Source organism: Ensifer sp. M14 (genome assembly GCF_003355565.1).
In the GTDB taxonomy this organism is placed as follows: Bacteria; Pseudomonadota; Alphaproteobacteria; order Rhizobiales; family Rhizobiaceae; genus Ensifer.
In genome coordinates, this window is record NZ_QJNR01000004.1 from 1,838,690 (window position 1) to 1,857,849 (window position 19,160).

Below are 19,160 nucleotides of genomic sequence, written 5' to 3' on the forward strand. Positions count from 1 at the left end.
ACAGGATCGTGCTGATTTCTCAGATCAGAAACGAAGACGGATCGGTAACGGTCGCGGTGCGCGCGGCGGGTGAATCGGCCCGCGCCGTCAACGGCGTGACGAGCGTTTACGCGCTGGCGATGGAAGCGGCCAATGCCGGGCGCAGCCTCAAGGAGACGATAGAGGCAAAGGGTCTTGGCGCTCCGGTCGATCTCGAAAAGGCCTATACCGATGGAAGTTTCCTGCCGCCGATCACCCATCCCGATCCGGCCCATCTGCATCTGACCGGGACCGGTCTGACACACCTAGGCTCAGCCGCAACCCGCGACGCCATGCACAAGAAGACCACCGAAACGGCAGTGGAGACGCTCACCGACTCCATGAAGATGTTCCGCATGGGACTTGAAGGCGGCAAGCCAAAACAAGGTGAAATCGGTGCGCAGCCGGAATGGTTCTACAAGGGCAACGGTACCTCTGCCGTCGCTCCCGGAGCGGCGCTCGTATCGCCGGCCTTTGCCGAAGACGGCGGCGAGGAGCCGGAAATGGCCGGCATTTACGTGATCTCCGACAAGGGCGTGCCGTTCCGCATCGGCTTTGCCGTTGCCAACGAATTTTCCGACCACAAGACCGAGCGGGTCAACTATCTCTGGCTCGCCCACTCGAAGCTGCGTCAGGCGAGCTTCGGCCCAGAAATTCGCGTCGGTGCGGCGCCTGAGGATGTCAGGGGCACATCGCGCATCCTGCGCGGCGGCAAAGTGCTTTGGGAAAAGCCGTTCCTTTCGGGCGAGGCCAACATGTCGCATAGCTTTGCCAACCTCGAACACCACCACTTCAAGTACGGCCTGTTCCGTCAGCCCGGCGACGTCCATGTGCACATGTTCGGCACGGCGACACTGTCCTTCGGTGATGGCCTCCGCACCGAGGAGGGGGATGTCTTCGAGATCGAGGCCGCCGAGTTCGGTCTCGCCCTGCGCAACCCGCTGGCCATCGCCGCCGACGAGCCGGTCGCCATACATCAGCTCTGATATATCTGGTATGCCAGCGGCAGGCCGCCGAGCAGCGGCTACCCGCGAAAACAAGATGAAGGAGGCTGAGGCCCATGACATTGCACCAGAACCTGATTGCCGGCGAGTGGGTTGGCGGTGATGGCGTTGCCAATATCAATCCGTCCGACACCAACGACGTGATCGGGGACTATGCCCGCGCCTCGGCCGAGGACGCGAAGGCGGCGATTGCCGCGGCGAAAGCCGCCTTTCCTGCCTGGTCGCGCTCGGGCATTCTCGAGCGCCATGCCATCCTTCGAAAGACCGCCGACGAGATCCTGGCGCGCAAGGACGAACTCGGCCGGCTTCTGTCGCGCGAAGAGGGCAAGACGCTGGCAGAAGGCATCGGCGAGACCGTGCGAGCCGGCCAGATCTTCGACTTCTTCGCTGGCGAAGCGCTGAGGCTGGCCGGCGAGGTCATCCCGTCGGTGCGCCCGAACATTGGTGTCGAGATCACCCGCGAGCCGGTCGGTGTCGTCGGCATCATCACGCCGTGGAATTTCCCGATCGCCATTCCCGCCTGGAAGACCGATCGCCATTCCCGCCTGGAAGATCGCGCCGGCGCTTTGCTACGGCAACACCATCGTCTTCAAGCCGGCTGAGCTGGTGCCCGGCTGCGCTCACGCGATCGTCGACATCCTCGTGCGTGCCGGCCTGCCGAAGGGCGTGTTGAACCTGGTCATGGGCAAGGGCTCGGTCGTCGGCCAGGCGATGCTCGACAGCCCCGACATCCAGGCGATCACCTTTACCGGCTCGACCGGCACGGGAAAACGCGTGGCGCTCGCCTCGGTCGAGCACAATCGCAAGTACCAGCTGGAGATGGGCGGCAAGAACCCGTTCGTGGTGCTCGACGATGCCGATCTTGGCGTTGCCGTCGAGGCTGCCGTCAACTCCGCCTTCTTCTCCACCGGCCAGCGCTGCACCGCGTCGTCGCGGGTGATCGTCACGGAAGGCATTCACGACCGGTTCGTTCAGGCGATGGGCGAGCGCATGAAGGGTCTGGTCATCGACGATGCCTTGAAGGCCGGCACCGATGGGCGAGCGCATGAAGGGTCTGGTCATCGACGATGCCTTGAAGGCCGGCACGCATATCGGTCCGGTGGTCGACCAGAGCCAGCTCAACCAAGACACCGACTATATCGCCATCGGCAAGCAGGAAGGCGCCAAGCTCGCCTTCGGCGGCGAGCTTCTGAAGCGCGACACGCCCGGCTTCTACCTGCAACCGGCACTGTTTACCGAGGCGACCAACCAAATGCGCATCAGCCAAGAAGAGATCTTCGGACCGGTCGCATCGGTGATCCGCGTGAAGGACTATGACGAGGCGCTTGCCGTCGCCAACGACACGCCGTTCGGCCTGTCGTCGGGTATTGCCACCACCAGCCTGAAACATGCGACGCATTTCAAGCGCAATGCCGAGGCCGGCATGGTGATGGTCAACCTGCCGACCGCCGGCGTCGATTTCCACGTGCCCTTCGGCGGCCGCAAGGGCTCCTCCCACGGCTCGCGCGAGCAGGGTCGTTATGCCACCGAATTCTACACAACCGTCAAGACGGCCACCCTGGCTTAAGCAATGCCTTGGGAACATCGCGGTTCACCCAGAGGAGCCCTCGCAAGATGAAACGAAAACGCGGCAAGCCAGAGCCGCCGGAGTCGACCTCATTCACCAAAAGCCCGATTTCACTCCGTCGACGACAAATTGGGCATCAACCCTGAGCTCCAGCCTATGGATGTGGATTAGGGAAGTCATGCCGCTCCGATAGGGCAGCAAGGATTTTGTCCTTTTCGGAAATGAACGCTCTTCCTTGAAAAACATCAGTTTGATGCTTCGATGTTTCGCCGTAGGGCAGCACAAGCATCGGCAGGGACTGGTTCTTGTCTCCTACCAGAGCAATGACGGGCGATCGCGGACGAGGCCACGCAACCCGTTCAACATCAATCTTTCGCGCTAAATCAGGAAACGAGGCCAGCACTCCCTCCATGAGGGCACAATGCCAACAGTAAAATTGCTGGCCCGGATAGGCGGGATCTTCGAATCCCGGTCGAAGCAGAAACAGTCGGTCTTTTTCCATGAGTTCAACTTTCATTCAGCTTACCTGGGAGGCATTCCGGCAGATACTTGAACCTACAGGACATCGCCGGATCACAGCTCATACGGCAATTGCGCCATGTGCGCGATCCTCGTAACGACCGTTTCTTCGCACCGGATTGGCTTGGGCAACGACCGCTAGGCCAGAACATGCGAAAGCGAGCGAGTTCCGCAGTCGGGCCACGTATGACGTCGATGATCTTCTTTGCTGACATGGCACAAGCTAAGCGCTACCTCCTGCAAAACCTGCGATGCAGCCGATCCCACAGCAAGCCATTGATCTGCACGGCAAAGATACCTTCCGGAAATTGTCTACATTTGCGCTGGCGCAAAGATCCGCACAATTCCATTCAGTAGTCATTCGCAACTGGTTGTTCCAGCAGCTGGAAATTGCCTCCCACAGAGGATTCTCGGTCCCCGTTGTATCAATCGTTTCGAAGGATTTGCCATCAGCATGGATAAGACAGTCATGACACTCGTGTTTGCCGCCACCCTTCTGGGGGGCGCGGGCAACGCTGGAGCAGCAGATGCTGAGGCCAGCGGTCTCGCTAATGTCAAACAGTTCACCCTCGAACATAATCACCAGCTGGTCGTGCAGGCGGAACTTCTGGAGGTCGCCGTTGCAGAGTATGCCGGAGTAATCGCCGCCCATGACGGCGATTATGCCGCCGCTTGGTCGGTCGACGGCGTCCGGCTTGCAAAGCAGATCGGCGCTATCCGAGCCCTGTGGCTCGATACTTCGAACCAATACGAGACAATCGAGGGTATTGTCGCCGGTATCCCCGCGACCGCGAAATACGACCTTATCCTTGACGCTGGAAATCCTGGAACCGAACAGGAGGACGTGGCGGAATACGATCTGTCCTTACCAGATGGCACGGTCCTCAAGCGCCCTGGCAATCTATTTCATGGCATAACCGAACCGCTTCTCTGGGGCATGAACGAGTCGGGCATCAAACTGCCTGTTGACCTCAACGCCGACGGTAAGGTCACTCGCGGGGAAATGCTGTTCGATGCCAATCTCGGGCTAGGGGCTGTCCAGGCCCTAGCCCATTGGGCAAAGATGCTCGAGACGGACATGAACGCCTGGAAGCCGAACCGCGAGGACGCCTTCACCTCCGTGGTCGTCATGACTCCGACGGTCGGCGATTACTTCGGCGAGTGGAAGGAATCCCAGTTCATCTCCGGCGAGATCGGCGCTTTCGTTGCTCAGAGCCGCCTAACGGACGTTCAGGGTATCATGAACGGTTGCCGAAAGATGTATTCGGAAGCAATTTCGCCGGTGGTGGCCGCTGGTGACAGCGACCTCGACAGCCGCATCAAGTCTGGCTTCGAGGAATTGCTGACCCTTGTGCAAGACACCCAAGCCCGCGAGGCCGCCGGTGCCAAATTTGGTGTCGAGGAAGCGGACGCCCTTGGTAACGAGGCGCAGGACATTGCCGAACGCATCGTTGCCATGGTCCTCCAGGGGGCTGCCAAGGCGGGTGTCCAGATCCGCGGTTAATCCGTAGCGCCACTTTGTGGTCGGAGCGACTTGTCGACTAGGAACCCGGATTGCGATGACAAGCCTCAAAACGTCCCCTGAGCCCGCGTGCCAACGTTTTTTGCTGGAATATGGCCCAAATCGCCCCGGTATACGGCGCGCTTCGCTGCTTTCCGTCGTATTCACCGTTCTCCTTGGCACGGGTTTGCATCTCGAGTTGCTTGCTACGAATAACTGGAACTCGGGGGAGGTTGTGTTGCTGCTTCACATCCTGCTGGGGCTGGTTCTGTCGGCAGCACTCGTCTCGTGGATCGGCGGGCATGTCAGGCGGGGAATGCCCAAAAGCCAACGACGTGGCTTTAGCTGGCTCAGCTGGTTGCTGCTAACAACATACGCAATTGTGGTTCTGACGGGATTGATGATGGTGCTGCCGTCTGCCGCCTATCTAGCTGGTTGGCCCTGGTTCTGGCGCTTTGAGACCACTCATATGCTGACGTTCCTACATCTATGGGCAGCGTTAGCGGCGGGTGGTGGGCTTGTGGCTCATTTAGGGCTGCGGCACTGGGGCGGGACTGCGGCTCACAGGGCGCGAACTATGCTATGAAATACCAGCTCAGAACCCATCTACCACTGCTCGTATTCGGCGCCGTGTCCGGCTTAGTGTTTATTGCTGGAACAGAAATGCAACGCCCGCGGCCGCCGGAGCCGGGCATTGAACTGGCAGCCGTGCCATTTTACCAATTGCCATTTGGCCCCGACGAATTGGGCCGTGAGCGGCCCTTCTGGCCGTCCCGGGTGCAGACTGAAAGCGGAAAACTGGCTGATCCCGCTAGTATCCAATCGGCGGCGGCCTGCGCCAACTGTCATCAACGGGAATTCGAAGAATGGGTGCCCTCGTTGCACGCCATCGCTGGCCGCGACGTGGTTTACGAAAGGGCCGTGGAGGTCAACGAGGGCCTTCACAAGGACGGCGTTGAAAAGGCCCGTTTCTGCGAGGGGTGCCACTCGCCCGGAGAGGTCCTGTCGGGGCGGACCAACCGTTTCAAGTCAGTGATGCCTTCGGCGGCGGAAACCGAGGGTATCACCTGCGTCATGTGCCATACCGCGACCCATGCGGATGCCGAGGAGGGCAATGGCGCACTGACGTTGGCGATCACTACCGGAGTGGACCAGCTGCCCAACGCGATGATTTTGGCAGCACCGCGCGACCATGCGCGCGCCTATGGTGCCGCCAAGACCAATGCGTTGATTGCCAGTGCGGATTTCTGCGGCGCATGCCACACCGAAACCTATGACGCCTCGATGTCAAAGGCACAAAGCCGTCAGCATGTGCAGACTACGTTTAGCGAGTGGCGCGACAGCTGGTACGGGCGCAACGGCGTCACTTGCCAAGATTGCCACATGGCCCCGGATCCAGCGGCCTACGTCCGGCAGATCCGGGGCGGCGATCTACGCAATCCCGAGCGCTATTCTCACAACTTTGTTGGCTCGAACTACCTGATGTTCGATACGGCGCTCGGCTCCAACCTGACTTTCTTACGTGGCGGTATCCTGCCCGGCCTTTCCGATGCAAAGAGCACCGAGTTAGTCGCTCGACAGGGGGAGGCCACACGGGCGCTACTGCGGACAGCTGCGGGACTTGCGTTACGCAGCAGCGGGATCGTCGAAGGCCGCCTCCGCTTCTCCGTGGCAGTCCAGAATCTCGGCGCCGGCCATAATTTGCCAACCGGAGTCATTGACCAGAAGTACATGTGGTTGGAAGTCATCGTCCGCGATAACGCAGGTTCGGTGGTCTATCATTCGGGGGCTTTCGATGCGCTTCGGGGCGAAACAGACCCTCAGGCCGTAATCTGGCGGGAGGATTTCCTCGACACCGAGGGCAACCGCATCCCCGATCACCGGACCTTCATTACCGCAGCCATCTCGCATGTTCGCCCCGGCGTGCCGCCAAAGGGCGAGGACCTGGTCGCGTATGAAACGCAGCTTCCCCTGGATGCCGAGGGACCTTTCCGACTGGAAGCTCGGCTCTGGTATCGCGTCGCCACCCAAGAGTTCGTCTACAACACGTTGAAGATGAACCTCGTCATTCCTCCATTCGAGCTAAGTGCGGCGGAATTCAATCTGTCCGGTTCTGAAGTGGGACATCCATGATCGTCAAAGCCGGCCAGGCATTCTTAGCAATGCTCGCTATCCTATTGGTCACTATTAGCGCAGAAGCGCGGAACAGGGTGCCGTGGCAAGACGCCGACGCGTTGCGGGCGGAAAGCGCCAGTATGCAGCGTCAACTGTTCGGCACGCCAGATGCTGCGCTGCGACAGGAAATGAGCGGGCGGTTCAAGAGGTTCCAACTCCTGTGGAGCGAACGGCTCGAAAATGCATACCGCCAAACTTCCCCGGAGAAGGCAGAGACGATTGACGAAGCCGTTTCAGCTTTCGGCGAGGCAATCTCTCGATGGGACCCGCCGGGAGCCGCGGCCGCGCGTGCACGGATTTGGACCGGCCTGCTCGACGGGGCCCTCAGCGCAACTTTAGGCAGCCTCGATCAGGGCAAATTGGAGGATGCGGCAGACTGGCTGAACATTCGTGAATATGCCCGCACTTCCCGCGACACGGCGGCGAGCCTAGCGATGCGCGAGGTGCTGGCCGGGCGTATCGATGCAAACACCGCGCACCGCACTATCGAGGCGGAACTGCTTGGTGTGTATGCCGGAGAACTCCGCCGAGCGATCACAGAGGCACGTTCTCATCTGTCCACTGGCTATGAGGTTCAGTTCGCCACCGCGCTTTCACGGGCTGGCGGATTGCATGATCTACTGTCGAAGAACATCACGGAGCGCATCGCTTCGAGACGGGCTGCTGCGATTGCTCAGACTTTTGCTCAACTGAACGTCGTACCGACGCCAGCGGAAGGATCCGAAGCCTTGCTGGCACGGCTTGAAACTGAACTCTCCACCTACTCGCCAGCCAATCTTTCGAAAGAGGAGCTCGTACGCCGCGTTCGCCTCCTCGGAAGGTTCGTCGGGCTTGTTCCGTTAGAATACGAGAAGGGCGTCCGAAACGGAGAGGTGACAATTCCTTTCGAATACTATGAGGCTGGCCTGTTCCGGGATCGTGCCGAGATGCTATTCGGTGACCTCGGATACGACCTTGCCGCCCGGTCTCCACAGTCGCTCGAACGCGTGGCGATAATTCTAGCGGAGATGAAGGTGCTGATCGAGCGGAAGGGAGAGGCCGCTACCATGCTGCTCCTTGCGAACGAGGCCCAGGTTCTGATTGCAGACGTCTACGGGAAGAACCTCACCGACGGCGGATACGAGGCTGCGCTGTCGCTGCTGCCGGAAATTCTGGATGAGATACTGCTGGTGGTGGAATCTGGTGACTGGGAGGAGGCGGAGCTCAAACGCCTGGAAGCATATGCGCTTTTCGATCCGGACATAGAACAACGTCTTATGCCGCGCGCGCCAAGTCTTGCTTTGAAGATGGAGGCAGGTTTCTGGGAGGGCAGTGTCTCTCAACCAGGACTTGGAAGCCTCATCGTCGATCGAGGCCCCATCGATGCGTTCAAGCAGGCGGTGATGGAGATGAAGGCGGCAACCGAGGAAGCCGGAAAGGTGCTGAGCACGCGGCTCTCTGCAATGGGTGCCTTCCTGCAATCCCTGGCCATCCTTTTGCGGGAGGGATTGGAAGCGGTGCTTGTGCTCGCATGTATGGTCGGCGCACTGAAGGCGAGCGGCGTTCCGGCTAGTGGAGTGAGCGGCTGGCGTCGACCGGTGGTCAGTGGAGTCATGGCGGCGCTGGCCGGATCGTTCATCCTTTGGCTTGTCGTCGGGAAAGTGTTCGCGATGACCACCCTACAACGCGAATTGCTTGAAGGCGTTACCGCGCTAACAGCGGCTGCGGTACTTATTTACGTAACCCATTGGATATTTCGGAAAGCCTATGTCAGCGACTGGGTCAGGGACATCCGGCGCAAGACTGCCGCGGCAGCCGAAGGAGGCATCGACGGAAAGAGCGCCTACCTCGGTCGCTTTACCCTTCTTTCCCTAGCCTTCCTGGTGGTCTTCCGCGAGGGGTTCGAGACCGTGCTGTTCTATGAAGCATTGCTGGTCGATGCTCCCGTTTTCCCAGTTCTTACTGGGCTTTTGGTCGGCGGGCTGCTCGCCGGAGCCGCGGCCTATGCCATGCTCGCCCTTGAGGTGAAGCTGCCAGTTGGAGCCTTTTTCCGGCTCACCGGAGCCTTGCTTGCAATTCTTTGCGTCACTCTGGTTGGTAGCGGCGTCCGCGGCCTGCAGACCGCAGCTCTCGTGTCGGCGACGCCGGTGGCCTGGTTTCCGGATGTTCCCTGGCTTCAGCTATATTTCGGGCTCTATCCGGTTTCAGAGGCCTTGCTGGCGCAAGTGATTGTGGCGAGCCTACTGATATTGTCGGTCGCATGGCTTCTGTCGGTCAAAACAAGAGGGTCGCTCGACGGCTCCGCCTGAAGGTGGCCACCCGCCATCGCTGCCGATCGTTCCGTCTGCGGCTTAACCTCTCAAAGGCCGGTCCTTGGAAAGGGGGGTTCTAAAGCGTCCTGGCGGTGATCCAGAGTTGGGCAGCCGCCTCCGCCAGTGGCAAGCCCGTGTCGAAGCGGTGCAACAACCAGCACCCATTACCTTCAGCCGGTTGACGCGAACGGCTTTGATCCCGCGCAACGTTCTCTCCATCCAGGGCTGTAAACTGTGAGGCATGGAGGACGGAGGAGCCGATGCAAAAGAGCGTCCAGGATGGGGTTAGCCGCAACTGCGTAGTTACTCGCAAGCCAAAAGGGATGCGCTTTGCCGATAGGGTGCAGCGCTTCCCTCATCGATCAATGTGCACAGGTTGGACTCCCGTTTCCTCGAAGAGAACTTCCCTTAGATGAGGATGAGGCGGCTTTCGGAGTTCGACGACAACTCTACCATCACGGCGGATATCGTAATCGTGGGGGCTGGCCCTGTGGGCCTGACAATAGCCGAGGAGTGTTCCAGGGCGGGAAGGAAGGTTGTCGTCGTCGAAAGCGGGCTTGAACTCGAGAGTCCCGAGCATTCTGCGCTCAATGAAGTTGAGAATGTCGGTGAGCTTCAAACCGAGGCACAGATCCGCAAGAGGATAGAATTTCATGGTTCGCAAGCCAAGTTCTGGTCATCTGACGTGCAGCGTTTTGGTGTTCGATGCAGAGCGCTCGGCGGGTCCACGCACGCATGGGCGGGAAAATCGGCTCCCTTTGATGCGATAGACTTCCAGGCTCGACGCTGGGTGCCTTATTCCGGCTGGCCGGTCGATCGCGACCACCTCATGCCATATCTCCATCGCGCAATGAAGGTCTTAAACCTCAGCGCAAAAGAACCGCCGCAACGCTTCGATGACGCCGGGCTACGCTCATTCTATTGGCAGTTTTCTCGCTCTCGCGTCGATCGCCTCGATATTATGCGTTTCGGACGAGAGTTCATCGCCCGGCGGCCGCCCAATATAGATGTTCTTCTTGATGCGACGATTACGAACGTGGGCGTAACCAAGGATGGTTCCCGGTTTTCTGAGATCGAGGTCGTAAGTATTAGTGGCAAGCAGGCGCGTATCAGGGCCACGATCTGTGTGTTGGCCGCGGGAGGAATTGAGAATGCCCGATTGTTGCTAGCGTCTACCGATGTCTGTTCGGTGGGAGTTGGCAATCGCTATGATGTCGTAGGGCGATATCTTATGGACCACATCGCAGCGCGTGTGGGAAGGATCCCGACCGATCGAATGGCGGTACTCATAAAGCTTTTCGGTTTCTATGGTGTGAACCACGAAAATCGCGCCCACATGTTCACTCACGGTCTCGCCTTAACTCCACAGGCGCAGGAACGCGACCAGGTATTGAATGCAGCTGTCTTTTTCTCCACAGATCGCGCGCCAGATGATCCGTGGGTCGCGCTGAAGAAGCTGCTGCGTTCGCGTAGCGACAATGTCCGACGTGATCTGCTTTCTGTTGTTGCCGGTTCGGGTTTTATCACCAGGGGACTTGGTATGAAGCTCCTTTCGGACCATCGAACACCGAAAGTGCTCAAGGATGCTATCGTCAACGCGGCGATCAGGCTTTCGCCGAATCTGGTCGCCGATGAATTCCAGTCTCAGGGACTTCCTCGCAAATTGTCTGGTTTGCGCATGGAAGCAATCAGCGAACAGGCGCCAAATCCTGCAAGCAGGATCACCCTTAGTGAGCGAAGGGACAGGTTCGGCGTGCAGCTTGCCAGGATCGACTGGCGGATTAGCGATCTCGACTATAGAACTTTATTCAAAATTGCTGAATTATCGCATGAGGCTCTCTCGCGCGCGGAACTGCCTATCCCGAAGTTAGAAGGCTGGGCCACAGAACGGCGAACCCAGGATCTCGTCATCATCGATATGGCGCATACGCTTGGCACGACACGGATGTCGACGAATCCCAAGACGGGCGTCGTTGACATAAACTGCAGGGTACACGGCGTAAGTAACTTATACATTGCAGGTGGCTCGGTGTTCCCGACGAGCGGTCATGCCAATCCGACTTTAACGATCCTGTCGCTTGCGATCCGGTTGGCTGATCATTTGAATTCGGAATTGGCGCGAGGCTAGCGGCAAAGGAATGCGCTCAAGCTCTGCCGCGGGGGCATATGCCTAAAGCCGACATGGTCGACAAGGCCTCACCGATCGCGAGTGCGTAGGCTCCTTAATCGCGGAGAATTCGCCATGCTCGGGAGGAAGTGCGGTCACTTTAGCCCGGCGAGAAGATGCTGAAAGTGCGTCGGTCAGGCTCTATTTCATCGGCACCCGAAATCAGACGGTTTTCAATATACCCGATCCACGCCTGTTCAGTTTTGTAGAGGTGTGACGCGAAAGAGGGCGACGCCTCCAACAAGGATAGATGCGACCAGACATGAAACAAGTCTTCGGGTCCGGTTTGCATGGATATGGCGCGACCATCCACGTTGAATGAGTAATGACCTACATCGTGTCGCTCACTGTATCGGAACTCCAGGAGCACGTTCCCACATTCCAAATGAACGCCTCGGAGATTTAGATCTTCCCGCACCCTGATGCCATTCCCCTCGTCAGGCGCGCGCCAAGTTCGACCGCTCCTCCGGTACACTCCAAAATGGTCAGCGGAAGGTTGCTGGGGATATCGCGCATTCCAAAGCCGGCATAAGGCCGTAACCAACGCCAGGCCGGACGCCTTATCGTATTCAGAAGGGGAGTGGATTGACATAGGCGGTGCCTCTCTTGAATCCCCTACCGTGTTCAAGGCCGTTGCAAACGACAAACAGGACTTCAGTCGGATTGTGGCAACAGACCGCGAGGGCGGCCAAGCATGGAGGGACTTGTTCGTGCGGATCGGCATAGTAGCGACGCAGAACCCCAGCCGAGACGCCTATTGGACTGTCCGTCCGTTCGATGCAGCTGCTGTCAATGGCGTGGAAGCAACATGCAAAGGGATTCGAAGTGTTGAGGCAGAGCCGCCGTTTGCGCACAATCTGACGTGTTCGGATGCTCATTTCACACCCCGGCCGATACGCGATCGCCCACTTATCGGTCGGCACTTGTCAATGGCAGCTACCTGATCGACACTGGGAAACCGCAGGAGATGTAAAGCATGACGATGGCAAAAACACTGAATGTACTCAATGATATGGTTCGAGATGGGATCATTGAGACGTATGTAATTGCAGGAGCGGTAGCAGCCCTTCAATACATAGAACCGATGGTCACAGAAGACCTTGATATCCTCATAACTTTCAATGCTCCGGTTGGTGGTCTTGTCACTCTTGGGGCCATCGTTCCCTACCTAAGTCAGCGCGGTTATACCGAATGGAGGAAGGAAGGACTTCTTGTTGAGGGCTGGCCGGTGCAATTCCTTCCCGCAACGGACGCGTTGGACCTAGAAGCGCTGCGAAACGGTGTGGAGATTCAGGATGACTTCGGCACAGGGGAGATCATTACAACTCGAACACTTTCGCCCGAACACGTAGTAGCGATGGCACTCCGTACGGGACGATACAAAGACAATGCGCGTGTCTTGGCATTCCTTTCGGAAAATGCGGTCGACCTTGGTGCACTCAAGGGGGTGATTGCACGTCATGGCCTCGAAGAGCATTGGCAACGGTTCTTGACGCAAACTGGACACCCCGACCCATTTGCTATAGGTTTCAAGCCATGAAAACCACACGCCCCGAGGATCTGACACTGGCAGAAATTCTGGTTCGCAAGGCGGAGGCCAGGCGCGAACTATCGCGGCTGTCATTTGGGGAAAAAGTACGAATCGTTGAGGGTATGCGCGAGCGGCTCGCTGCCTTCAATAGAATCAGGGAGCGACGGAAGGCAGCAGAGCGTTCCACCCCCGCGCCCAGCTGTTTTTAAGTAATTCTGAGTCCTACGCGAGGTTGCCGCGACCCGACGATGTCTCGCCGTCTGGACATCTACAAAATGCGACTAGGTCCCAGTTTCATCGCACGGGAAGTTTTCCTTCAGCGCCGCCTCGTTCGAGGGGGTTCCACACTGAAATCCCACTAGCCATTTCATCACACTGACTGGTGCAGCGGGAACGCCTCATAGACCATTCGGCTCTTTTAAAGTGCGGATTCCGGGATTTAACCGGACGGGATTTCGATCAACTTCCGGACAGCGTTCCGACCTGAAGCCGGACAGCATTCCAATCAATTACCGGACGGCTTTTCCGTCATGACGATGCCCTTGGGTCAGCAACCTTGGCATGAATCTCCTCAGTATCCACGAGGGGAATTTCATGCCGTCAAAAAGAAGGCTGACCATGCGACTCAGGGGCACGCCAACTGTCCGGCTTTAGATCGGAATCGTGTCCGGCATGAGATTGGAATACCTATCCGGCTTCAGATTGGTGCGTATTCCGATGAAGCCGGCCATCGATTCCGATTTGAAGCCGGCCGGTCATTCCGCGCGAGCAGGGGCGCTATGCCGCCGAATTCTACACAACCGTCAAGACGGCATACACCCTGGCTTAAGGGGCGCCGTCCAGGGCCCGCGTTTCGGCGCGGGCCGCTCAAGGAAGGACAACATGAAGAAGAAAGCTGAGTGGCCGCGCAAGCTGCGCTCCCAGGAATGGTTCGGCGGCACGGGCAAGAATGCCATCATGCATCGCTCCTGGATGAAGAACCAGGGCCTGCCTGCCGACACCTTCGACGGCCGGCCGATCATCGGCATCTGCAACACCTGGTCGGAGCTGACGCCGTGCAACGCGCACTTGCGCGATCTCGCCGAGCGGGTGAAGCGCGGCGTCTACGAGGCGGGTGGCTTCCCGGTCGAATTCCCGGTCTTTTCCGTCGGCGAAAGCACGCTGAGGCCGACGGCCATGATGTTCCGCAACCTGGCGGCCATGGATGTCGAAGAGGCGATCCGCGGCAATCCGGTTGACGGCGTCGTGTTGCTCGGCGGCTGCGACAAGACCACGCCGAGCCTCTTGATGGGGGCTGCCAGTGTCGACATCCCCGTCATTCTCGTTTCCGGCGGCCCGATGCTGAACGGCAAGTGGCGCGGCAAGGATGTCGGCTCCGGCACCGCCATCTGGCAGTTTTCGGAAATGGTGAAGTCCGGCGAGATGTCGCTGGATGAGTTCATGGATGCGGAGCAGGGCATGGCGCGTTCTGCCGGCAGCTGCATGACCATGGGCACGGCCTCGACCATGGCCTCCATGGCCGAAGCGCTCGGCATGACGCTTCCCGGCAATGCTGCGATCCCCGCCATCGATGCCCGCCGGCGGGTGATCTCCCAGCTTTCCGGCCGTCGTATCGTCGACATGGTCAAGGAGGACCTGAAACCGTCCGACATCCTGACGCGCGAGGCGTTCGAGAATGCCATTCGCGTCAACGGTGCTGTCGGCGGCTCGACCAATGCGGTGCTGCATCTGCTGGCGCTTGCCGGCCGCATCGGTGTCGAACTGACGCTCGACGACTGGGACAGGCTTGGCCGCGACGTGCCGACGATCGTCAACCTGCAGCCGTCGGGCAAGCACCTGATGGAAGAGTTCTACTACGCCGGCGGTCTGCCGGTGGTGATCAAGGCCGTCGGCGAAATGGGCCTCCTGCACAAGGACGCTTTGACCGTCACCGGCGACACGATCTGGAACGGCGTCAAGGACGTCACCAACTACAATGACGACGTCATCGTTCCGCGCGAAAAGGCGCTGACGCAGTCGGGCGGCATCGCGGTGCTGCGCGGCAATCTGGCGCCCAAGGGCTGCGTGCTGAAGCCGTCGGCGGCATCGCCGCACCTGATGCAGCACAAGGGCCGCGCCGTGGTCTTCGAAAGCATCGAGGACTATCACGCCCGCATCAACCGCGATGATCTCGACATCGACGAGACCTGCGTGATGGTGCTGAAATACTGCGGGCCCAAGGGGTATCCCGGCATGGCCGAGGTCGGCAACATGGGCTTGCCGCCGAAGGTGTTGAAGAAGGGCATCACCGACATGATCCGCATTTCCGATGCGCGCATGTCGGGCACGGCCTATGGCACCGTCATCCTTCACACCGCGCCGGAAGCCGCCGACGGCGGTCCGCTGGCGCTGGTGGAAAACGGCGACATGATTGCCGTCGACGTTCCAGCCCGCAGCATCCAGCTCGATGTTTCCGATGAGGAACTGGCCCGGCGTCGGGCGGCCTGGATTTCCCCGGTCAAGCCGCAAAAGGGCGGTTATGCCGGCCTTTACGTCAACACGGTCATGCAGGCAGACACCGGCGCCGACCTCGATTTCCTGGTTGGGGCGCGCGGTTCCGTCGTCGAACGCGACAGCCACTAGGCAGACTGAGCACGAGCGAAATCGTCGCTCGTGCTCCTCTAATCATCACCCCGGAGCTGCCGCCTTGTTTCGGCCGACAAGTACCAGGAAAACCAGCTTCGGCATGATCATTTGCTTCTGCCCTGCCTGTCGTTCAAAAGGAAACGTCGAAGTGGGAGCGGCGTTGCTTCGCCAGGCGCTTCGTTTGCAGCGTTCGACGATATGCCCGCGGGAGAGCGGCGAAAGGTGCTGAAGCGCTGTCGCGATGTGCTCGATGGCGGTTATGACAGCGGGCTGGCTTCGCTCTGCCGGCTGTTGCAGTCGAGCGCCTCGCGCTAGATCGCTCATTTCTGCTCGCGCACCGACGTTCACAAGCACGCGCTGAAGCCGCGCGAGGGTGGTTCAATGGGGTGCACCGTTGTGCGTCCCATCGGAGGTCTCACTGGCTTTGCGTCTGGCTCTGGCTTTGCGTCTGCTGCTCGACGGTCACCGAAACCTTCAGCGTTTCATTCGCCTCACCATGGATCAGGCCGGATATCGGGGCGGCATCGCGGTAGCACAGGCCCGTGGCGATGCGCACGTAACGGTCATCAGGGCAGATCTTGTTGGCGGCATCGAAGCCGACCCAACCGAGGCCGGGAAGATGCACTTCGGCCCAGGCGTGACTGGCCGTCTGCTCCGTCTGCCCTTCCATCATCAGGTAGCCGGAGATGTAGCGCGCCGGCATGTCGAGCGAGCGGGCCGCCGAGATCAGAATATGGGCATGGTCCTGGCAGACGCCCTTGCCGGCCTCAAGCGCGTCTTCGGCCGAAGTCTCCGCATGGGTTTCGCCGGCCTTGTACTCCACGGCCTCATGGATCATCGCCATCAACGCATGCATGCGGGCAAGGTCGGTTTCGCCCTCTGCCGATTTCGCGAGGTCGCGGATCAGCTTGCCCGCCTTTGTCAGCGGCGTCTCGCGGGCAAAGAGCCACAGCGGCACATAGGACTGGTGCGGACCGAAGACGCCGGCGCGATCCTCGGTGTGGACCTCGCCGGAGGCGGCGATGCGGATCGCCTCCCGATCGCCGTCGACGCTGACCAGATGGACACGGTTGCCGAAGTGATCGTCGTAGCTCACCTCCATCGCCGCACCGTCGAGGAGCGTCTGCCAGCCGAGTACGGTCTGGCCGACGCCTGTGGTCGGCGTTAGCCGCAGCCGCTGCAGCGCATACTGCACCGGCTCGTCGTAATGGTATTCGGTCGTATGGCTGATTTTCAGGTGCATGCTGTCCTCCCGAAACTCAGTTGAAACGATAGCCGTCGGAGATTTCCTGGCCCAGACGATTGTTCTGGCTGATGAAATCCTCGAGATATTCGTGCAGGCCCTGGTCCATGATGTCGGTGATCGAGCGGCTGCGGAGTGCGGCCAGCGTGCGGTCAGCCGTTTCATGCGCCTCGTGGCGCTCGCCATACTCGCGCTCTAGATAGCCGAGGTTGCTGGCGATCTTCTCGTAGCAGTAGGCCAGCGAGCGCGGCATGCGACCGTTGGAGATCAGGAAGTCGGCGATATTGGCCGGTTTCAGTTCGGCATCATAGACCCAGCCGTAGGCGCGGTGGGCCGAGACCGAGCGCAGGATCGATTCCCACTGCACATTGTCCATCGACGAGCCGACGGCTGCGACCGCCGGCAAGAGCACGTAGTATTTGACGTCGAGGATGCGCGCGGTGTTGTCGGCCCGCTCGATGAAAGTGCCGATGCGCGAGAAATTGAAGATCTCGTTCCGGAGCATGGTGCCGTGGAAGGCGCCACGGATGAGGCCGGCGCGACGCTTGATCGCGTCGATGATCTCCGGCATGTCGGTCTGGCGCGCTTTCCTGGAGAGCATCGCCTTCATCTCGAGATAGCATTCGTTTGTCGCCTCCCAGGTCTCGCGCGTCAGCGCGGTGCGCACCATGCGGGCGTTGTGGCGGCCCGCCTCGATGCAGGACATCACGCTCGACGGATTGGCGCGATCCCGCAGCAGGAAGTCGATGGCGTCGATGCTGGTCAGTGTTTCGTGCACTTCGTCGTAGAGTTCGCGCACGCCCGCACTTTGCAGCACGCCGTCCCAATCACCCTCCGTCGCGCCGCTGCGGGTCAGCGCCATGCGCAGGCCGGCATCGATCAACCGGGCGCTGTTTTCGGCGCGTTCGATGTAGCGGAACATCCAGTAGAGACCGTTTGCAGTTCTTCCCAACATGGTCTCAGTCCTCCAGCACCCAGGTGTCCTTGGTCCCGCCGCCCTGGCTGGAGTTCACGACAAGCGAACCGGCCTTGAGTGCGACGCGCGTCAGGCCGCCGGGAATGATCTGCACCTTGTCGGAGACAAGGACGTAGGGACGAAGATCCACATGCCGGGGCGCTATGCCCTTGTTGACGAGGATCGGCACGGTCGACAGCGACAGCGTCGGCTGGGCGATGTAGTTGGTCGGGCGGGCCTTGAGCTTTTCGGCAAACAAGGCGCGCTCCTTCTTGCTGGCGGTCGGGCCGACCAGCATGCCGTAGCCGCCGGAGCCGTGCACTTCCTTAACCACCAGTTCTTCCAGGTGTTCGAGCACGTATTTGAGGCTCTGCGGCTCGGAACAGCGCCAGGTCGGCACGTTTTCCAAGAGCGGCTTGCGGCCGGTATAGAACTCGACGATCTCGGGCATGTAGGAATAGATCGCCTTGTCGTCGGAAATGCCGGTGCCGGGCGCGTTGGCAATGGTGATGTTGCCGGCGCGGTAGACATCCATGATGCCGGGCACGCCGAGCGCGGATTCCGGCCGGAAGGTCAACGGATCGAGGAAGTCGTCGTCGACGCGGCGGTAGAGCACGTCGATCGCCTCGTAGCCGCGGGTGGTGCGCATCTTCACCTTGCCGTCGATGACGCGCAGGTCCGACCCTTCGACCAGTTCGACGCCCATCATATCGGCGAGGAAGGCATGTTCGTAATAGGCGGAGTTGTAGATGCCGGGGGTGAGCACGGCAACGCGCGGCTTGCCGCTGCAGCCGGGGGGCGCCAGCGACGCCAGGCTCTGACGCAGCAGGTTCGGGTAGTTCTCCACCGGGCGCACGCGGTTCTGATGGAAGAGTTCGGGGAACATCTGCATCATCGTTTCGCGGTTTTCCAGCATGTAGCTGACACCTGATGGCGTGCGGGCATTGTCCTCCAGCACGTAGAACTGGTCCTCGCCGGTGCGCACGATGTCGGTGCCGACGATGTGGGTGTAGACGCCGCCCGGTGGACGAAAACCGATCATCTGCGGCAGGAAGGCCACGTTCTTCTCGATCAGCTCGCGCGGCACGCGGCCGGCGCGGATGATCTCCTGCTTGTGGTAGATGTCGTCGAGGAAGGCGTTGAGGGCGATGACCCGCTGTTCGATGCCCTGGGCGAGCTTGCGCCATTCGCGGCCGGAAATGATGCGGGGGATGAGATCGAAGGGGATGAGCTTTTCGGAACTGTCTGCGTGTCCGTAGACCGCGAAGGTGATGCCGGTTTTCCGGAAGATGTTCTCGGCGTCCTTTGATTTCGTTATGAGCCGATTTCTGTCCTGGCTGGCATACCATTCATGATAGGTCGAATATGGCTGGCGCGGACTGCTGTCCGCATTCATCATTTCGTCAAATGCCAAAGGCGTGGTCCCCTTATTTTTGACCATTTGAGTACAACGCTGGATGCAATGCAAGAAGCGTGCACAGTCGGGGGACAAGAAAGTTTTGGTGCGTTATTCCGGCGCTTTCGGGCACGGCGATGCCCAACAATGGGGCGGCAGGCGTCGGCG

At 59.8% G+C, this 19,160-nt stretch carries 11 protein-coding genes and 1 pseudogene; 8 read left to right on the forward strand and 4 right to left on the reverse strand.

What is annotated here, in order from left to right; translation table 11 throughout:
• Positions 1-8 precede the first annotated feature (8 nt).
• The gene (gene araD1 / locus BLJAPNOD_RS08745; protein WP_115419536.1) at positions 9-1,004 is read left to right on the forward strand and encodes an AraD1 family protein; all 996 of its coding nucleotides are present in this window, start codon (positions 9-11) and stop codon (positions 1,002-1,004) included.
• A gap of 74 nt (positions 1,005-1,078) precedes the next feature.
• Positions 1,079-2,589 (forward strand): annotated as a pseudogene (locus BLJAPNOD_RS08750) (aldehyde dehydrogenase family protein).
• A 154-nt stretch (positions 2,590-2,743) separates the two neighbouring features.
• On the opposite strand, the gene BLJAPNOD_RS08755 reads toward BLJAPNOD_RS08750, so the two are convergent.
• Positions 2,744-3,091, reverse strand: a complete 348-nt coding sequence (locus BLJAPNOD_RS08755) for a DUF3088 domain-containing protein (RefSeq protein ID WP_115419537.1) — start codon at positions 3,089-3,091, stop codon at positions 2,744-2,746.
• A gap of 471 nt (positions 3,092-3,562) precedes the next feature.
• Between BLJAPNOD_RS08755 and BLJAPNOD_RS08760 the strand changes: the two genes are divergently transcribed.
• The 6 genes from BLJAPNOD_RS08760 (at position 3,563) to araD (ending at position 15,395) form a co-directional block, all read left to right on the forward strand.
• Positions 3,563-4,612 carry an imelysin family protein gene (locus BLJAPNOD_RS08760; protein ID WP_115419538.1) on the forward strand — a complete coding sequence of 350 codons (1,050 nt, stop codon included), beginning with the start codon at positions 3,563-3,565 and terminating at the stop codon, positions 4,610-4,612.
• Positions 4,613-5,191: 579 nt separating this feature from the next.
• Positions 5,192-6,742: a multiheme c-type cytochrome gene (locus BLJAPNOD_RS08765; protein ID WP_158556106.1), complete on the forward strand. Its 1,551-nt coding sequence runs from the start codon at positions 5,192-5,194 to the stop codon at positions 6,740-6,742.
• Entirely contained in the window at positions 6,739-9,072 is a 2,334-nt protein-coding gene (locus BLJAPNOD_RS08770) for an FTR1 family protein (RefSeq protein ID WP_115419540.1), read from the forward strand. The genes BLJAPNOD_RS08765 and BLJAPNOD_RS08770 overlap by 4 nt, the downstream gene beginning before the upstream one ends.
• Positions 9,073-9,487: 415 nt before the next feature.
• On the forward strand, positions 9,488-11,203 hold the full coding sequence (locus BLJAPNOD_RS08775; RefSeq protein WP_115419541.1) for a GMC family oxidoreductase: 1,716 nt from the start codon (positions 9,488-9,490) through the stop codon (positions 11,201-11,203).
• A gap of 1,015 nt (positions 11,204-12,218) precedes the next feature.
• Positions 12,219-12,782: a hypothetical protein gene (locus tag BLJAPNOD_RS08785; protein WP_115419543.1), complete on the forward strand. Its 564-nt coding sequence runs from the start codon at positions 12,219-12,221 to the stop codon at positions 12,780-12,782.
• An 873-nt stretch (positions 12,783-13,655) separates the two neighbouring features.
• Positions 13,656-15,395: an L-arabinonate dehydratase gene (gene araD / locus BLJAPNOD_RS08790; RefSeq protein ID WP_115419544.1), complete on the forward strand. Its 1,740-nt coding sequence runs from the start codon at positions 13,656-13,658 to the stop codon at positions 15,393-15,395.
• A gap of 418 nt (positions 15,396-15,813) precedes the next feature.
• On the opposite strand, the gene BLJAPNOD_RS08800 is transcribed toward araD, so the two are convergent.
• Genes BLJAPNOD_RS08800 through BLJAPNOD_RS08810 form a run of 3 tightly spaced genes read right to left on the reverse strand, consistent with a single transcriptional unit; the run spans position 15,814 to position 18,995 of the window.
• A complete protein-coding gene (locus tag BLJAPNOD_RS08800; protein ID WP_077503344.1) occupies positions 15,814-16,641 on the reverse strand; it encodes a transglutaminase family protein in 828 nt (275 codons plus the stop codon).
• Positions 16,642-16,657: 16 nt separating this feature from the next.
• Positions 16,658-17,596, reverse strand: a complete 939-nt coding sequence (locus BLJAPNOD_RS08805) for an alpha-E domain-containing protein (protein ID WP_077503345.1) — start codon at positions 17,594-17,596, stop codon at positions 16,658-16,660.
• 4 nt (positions 17,597-17,600) lie between these two features.
• The gene (locus BLJAPNOD_RS08810) at positions 17,601-18,995 is read right to left on the reverse strand and encodes a circularly permuted type 2 ATP-grasp protein (protein ID WP_077503346.1); all 1,395 of its coding nucleotides are present in this window, start codon (positions 18,993-18,995) and stop codon (positions 17,601-17,603) included.
• Positions 18,996-19,160: the final 165 nt, after the last annotated feature.

Coding starts and splice junctions, on each gene's coding strand:
- BLJAPNOD_RS08800 (WP_077503344.1), bottom strand. CDS start 16,641: ATGCACCTGAAAATCAGCCATACGACCGAATACCATTACGACGAGCCG.
- BLJAPNOD_RS08775 (WP_115419541.1), top strand. CDS start 9,488: ATGAGGATGAGGCGGCTTTCGGAGTTCGACGACAACTCTACCATCACG.
- BLJAPNOD_RS08755 (WP_115419537.1), bottom strand. CDS start 3,091: ATGGAAAAAGACCGACTGTTTCTGCTTCGACCGGGATTCGAAGATCCC.
- BLJAPNOD_RS08760 (WP_115419538.1), top strand. CDS start 3,563: ATGGATAAGACAGTCATGACACTCGTGTTTGCCGCCACCCTTCTGGGG.
- BLJAPNOD_RS08785 (WP_115419543.1), top strand. CDS start 12,219: ATGACGATGGCAAAAACACTGAATGTACTCAATGATATGGTTCGAGAT.
- BLJAPNOD_RS08805 (WP_077503345.1), bottom strand. CDS start 17,596: ATGTTGGGAAGAACTGCAAACGGTCTCTACTGGATGTTCCGCTACATC.
- BLJAPNOD_RS08810 (WP_077503346.1), bottom strand. CDS start 18,995: ATGATGAATGCGGACAGCAGTCCGCGCCAGCCATATTCGACCTATCAT.
- araD (WP_115419544.1), top strand. CDS start 13,656: ATGAAGAAGAAAGCTGAGTGGCCGCGCAAGCTGCGCTCCCAGGAATGG.
- BLJAPNOD_RS08765 (WP_158556106.1), top strand. CDS start 5,192: ATGAAATACCAGCTCAGAACCCATCTACCACTGCTCGTATTCGGCGCC.
- BLJAPNOD_RS08770 (WP_115419540.1), top strand. CDS start 6,739: ATGATCGTCAAAGCCGGCCAGGCATTCTTAGCAATGCTCGCTATCCTA.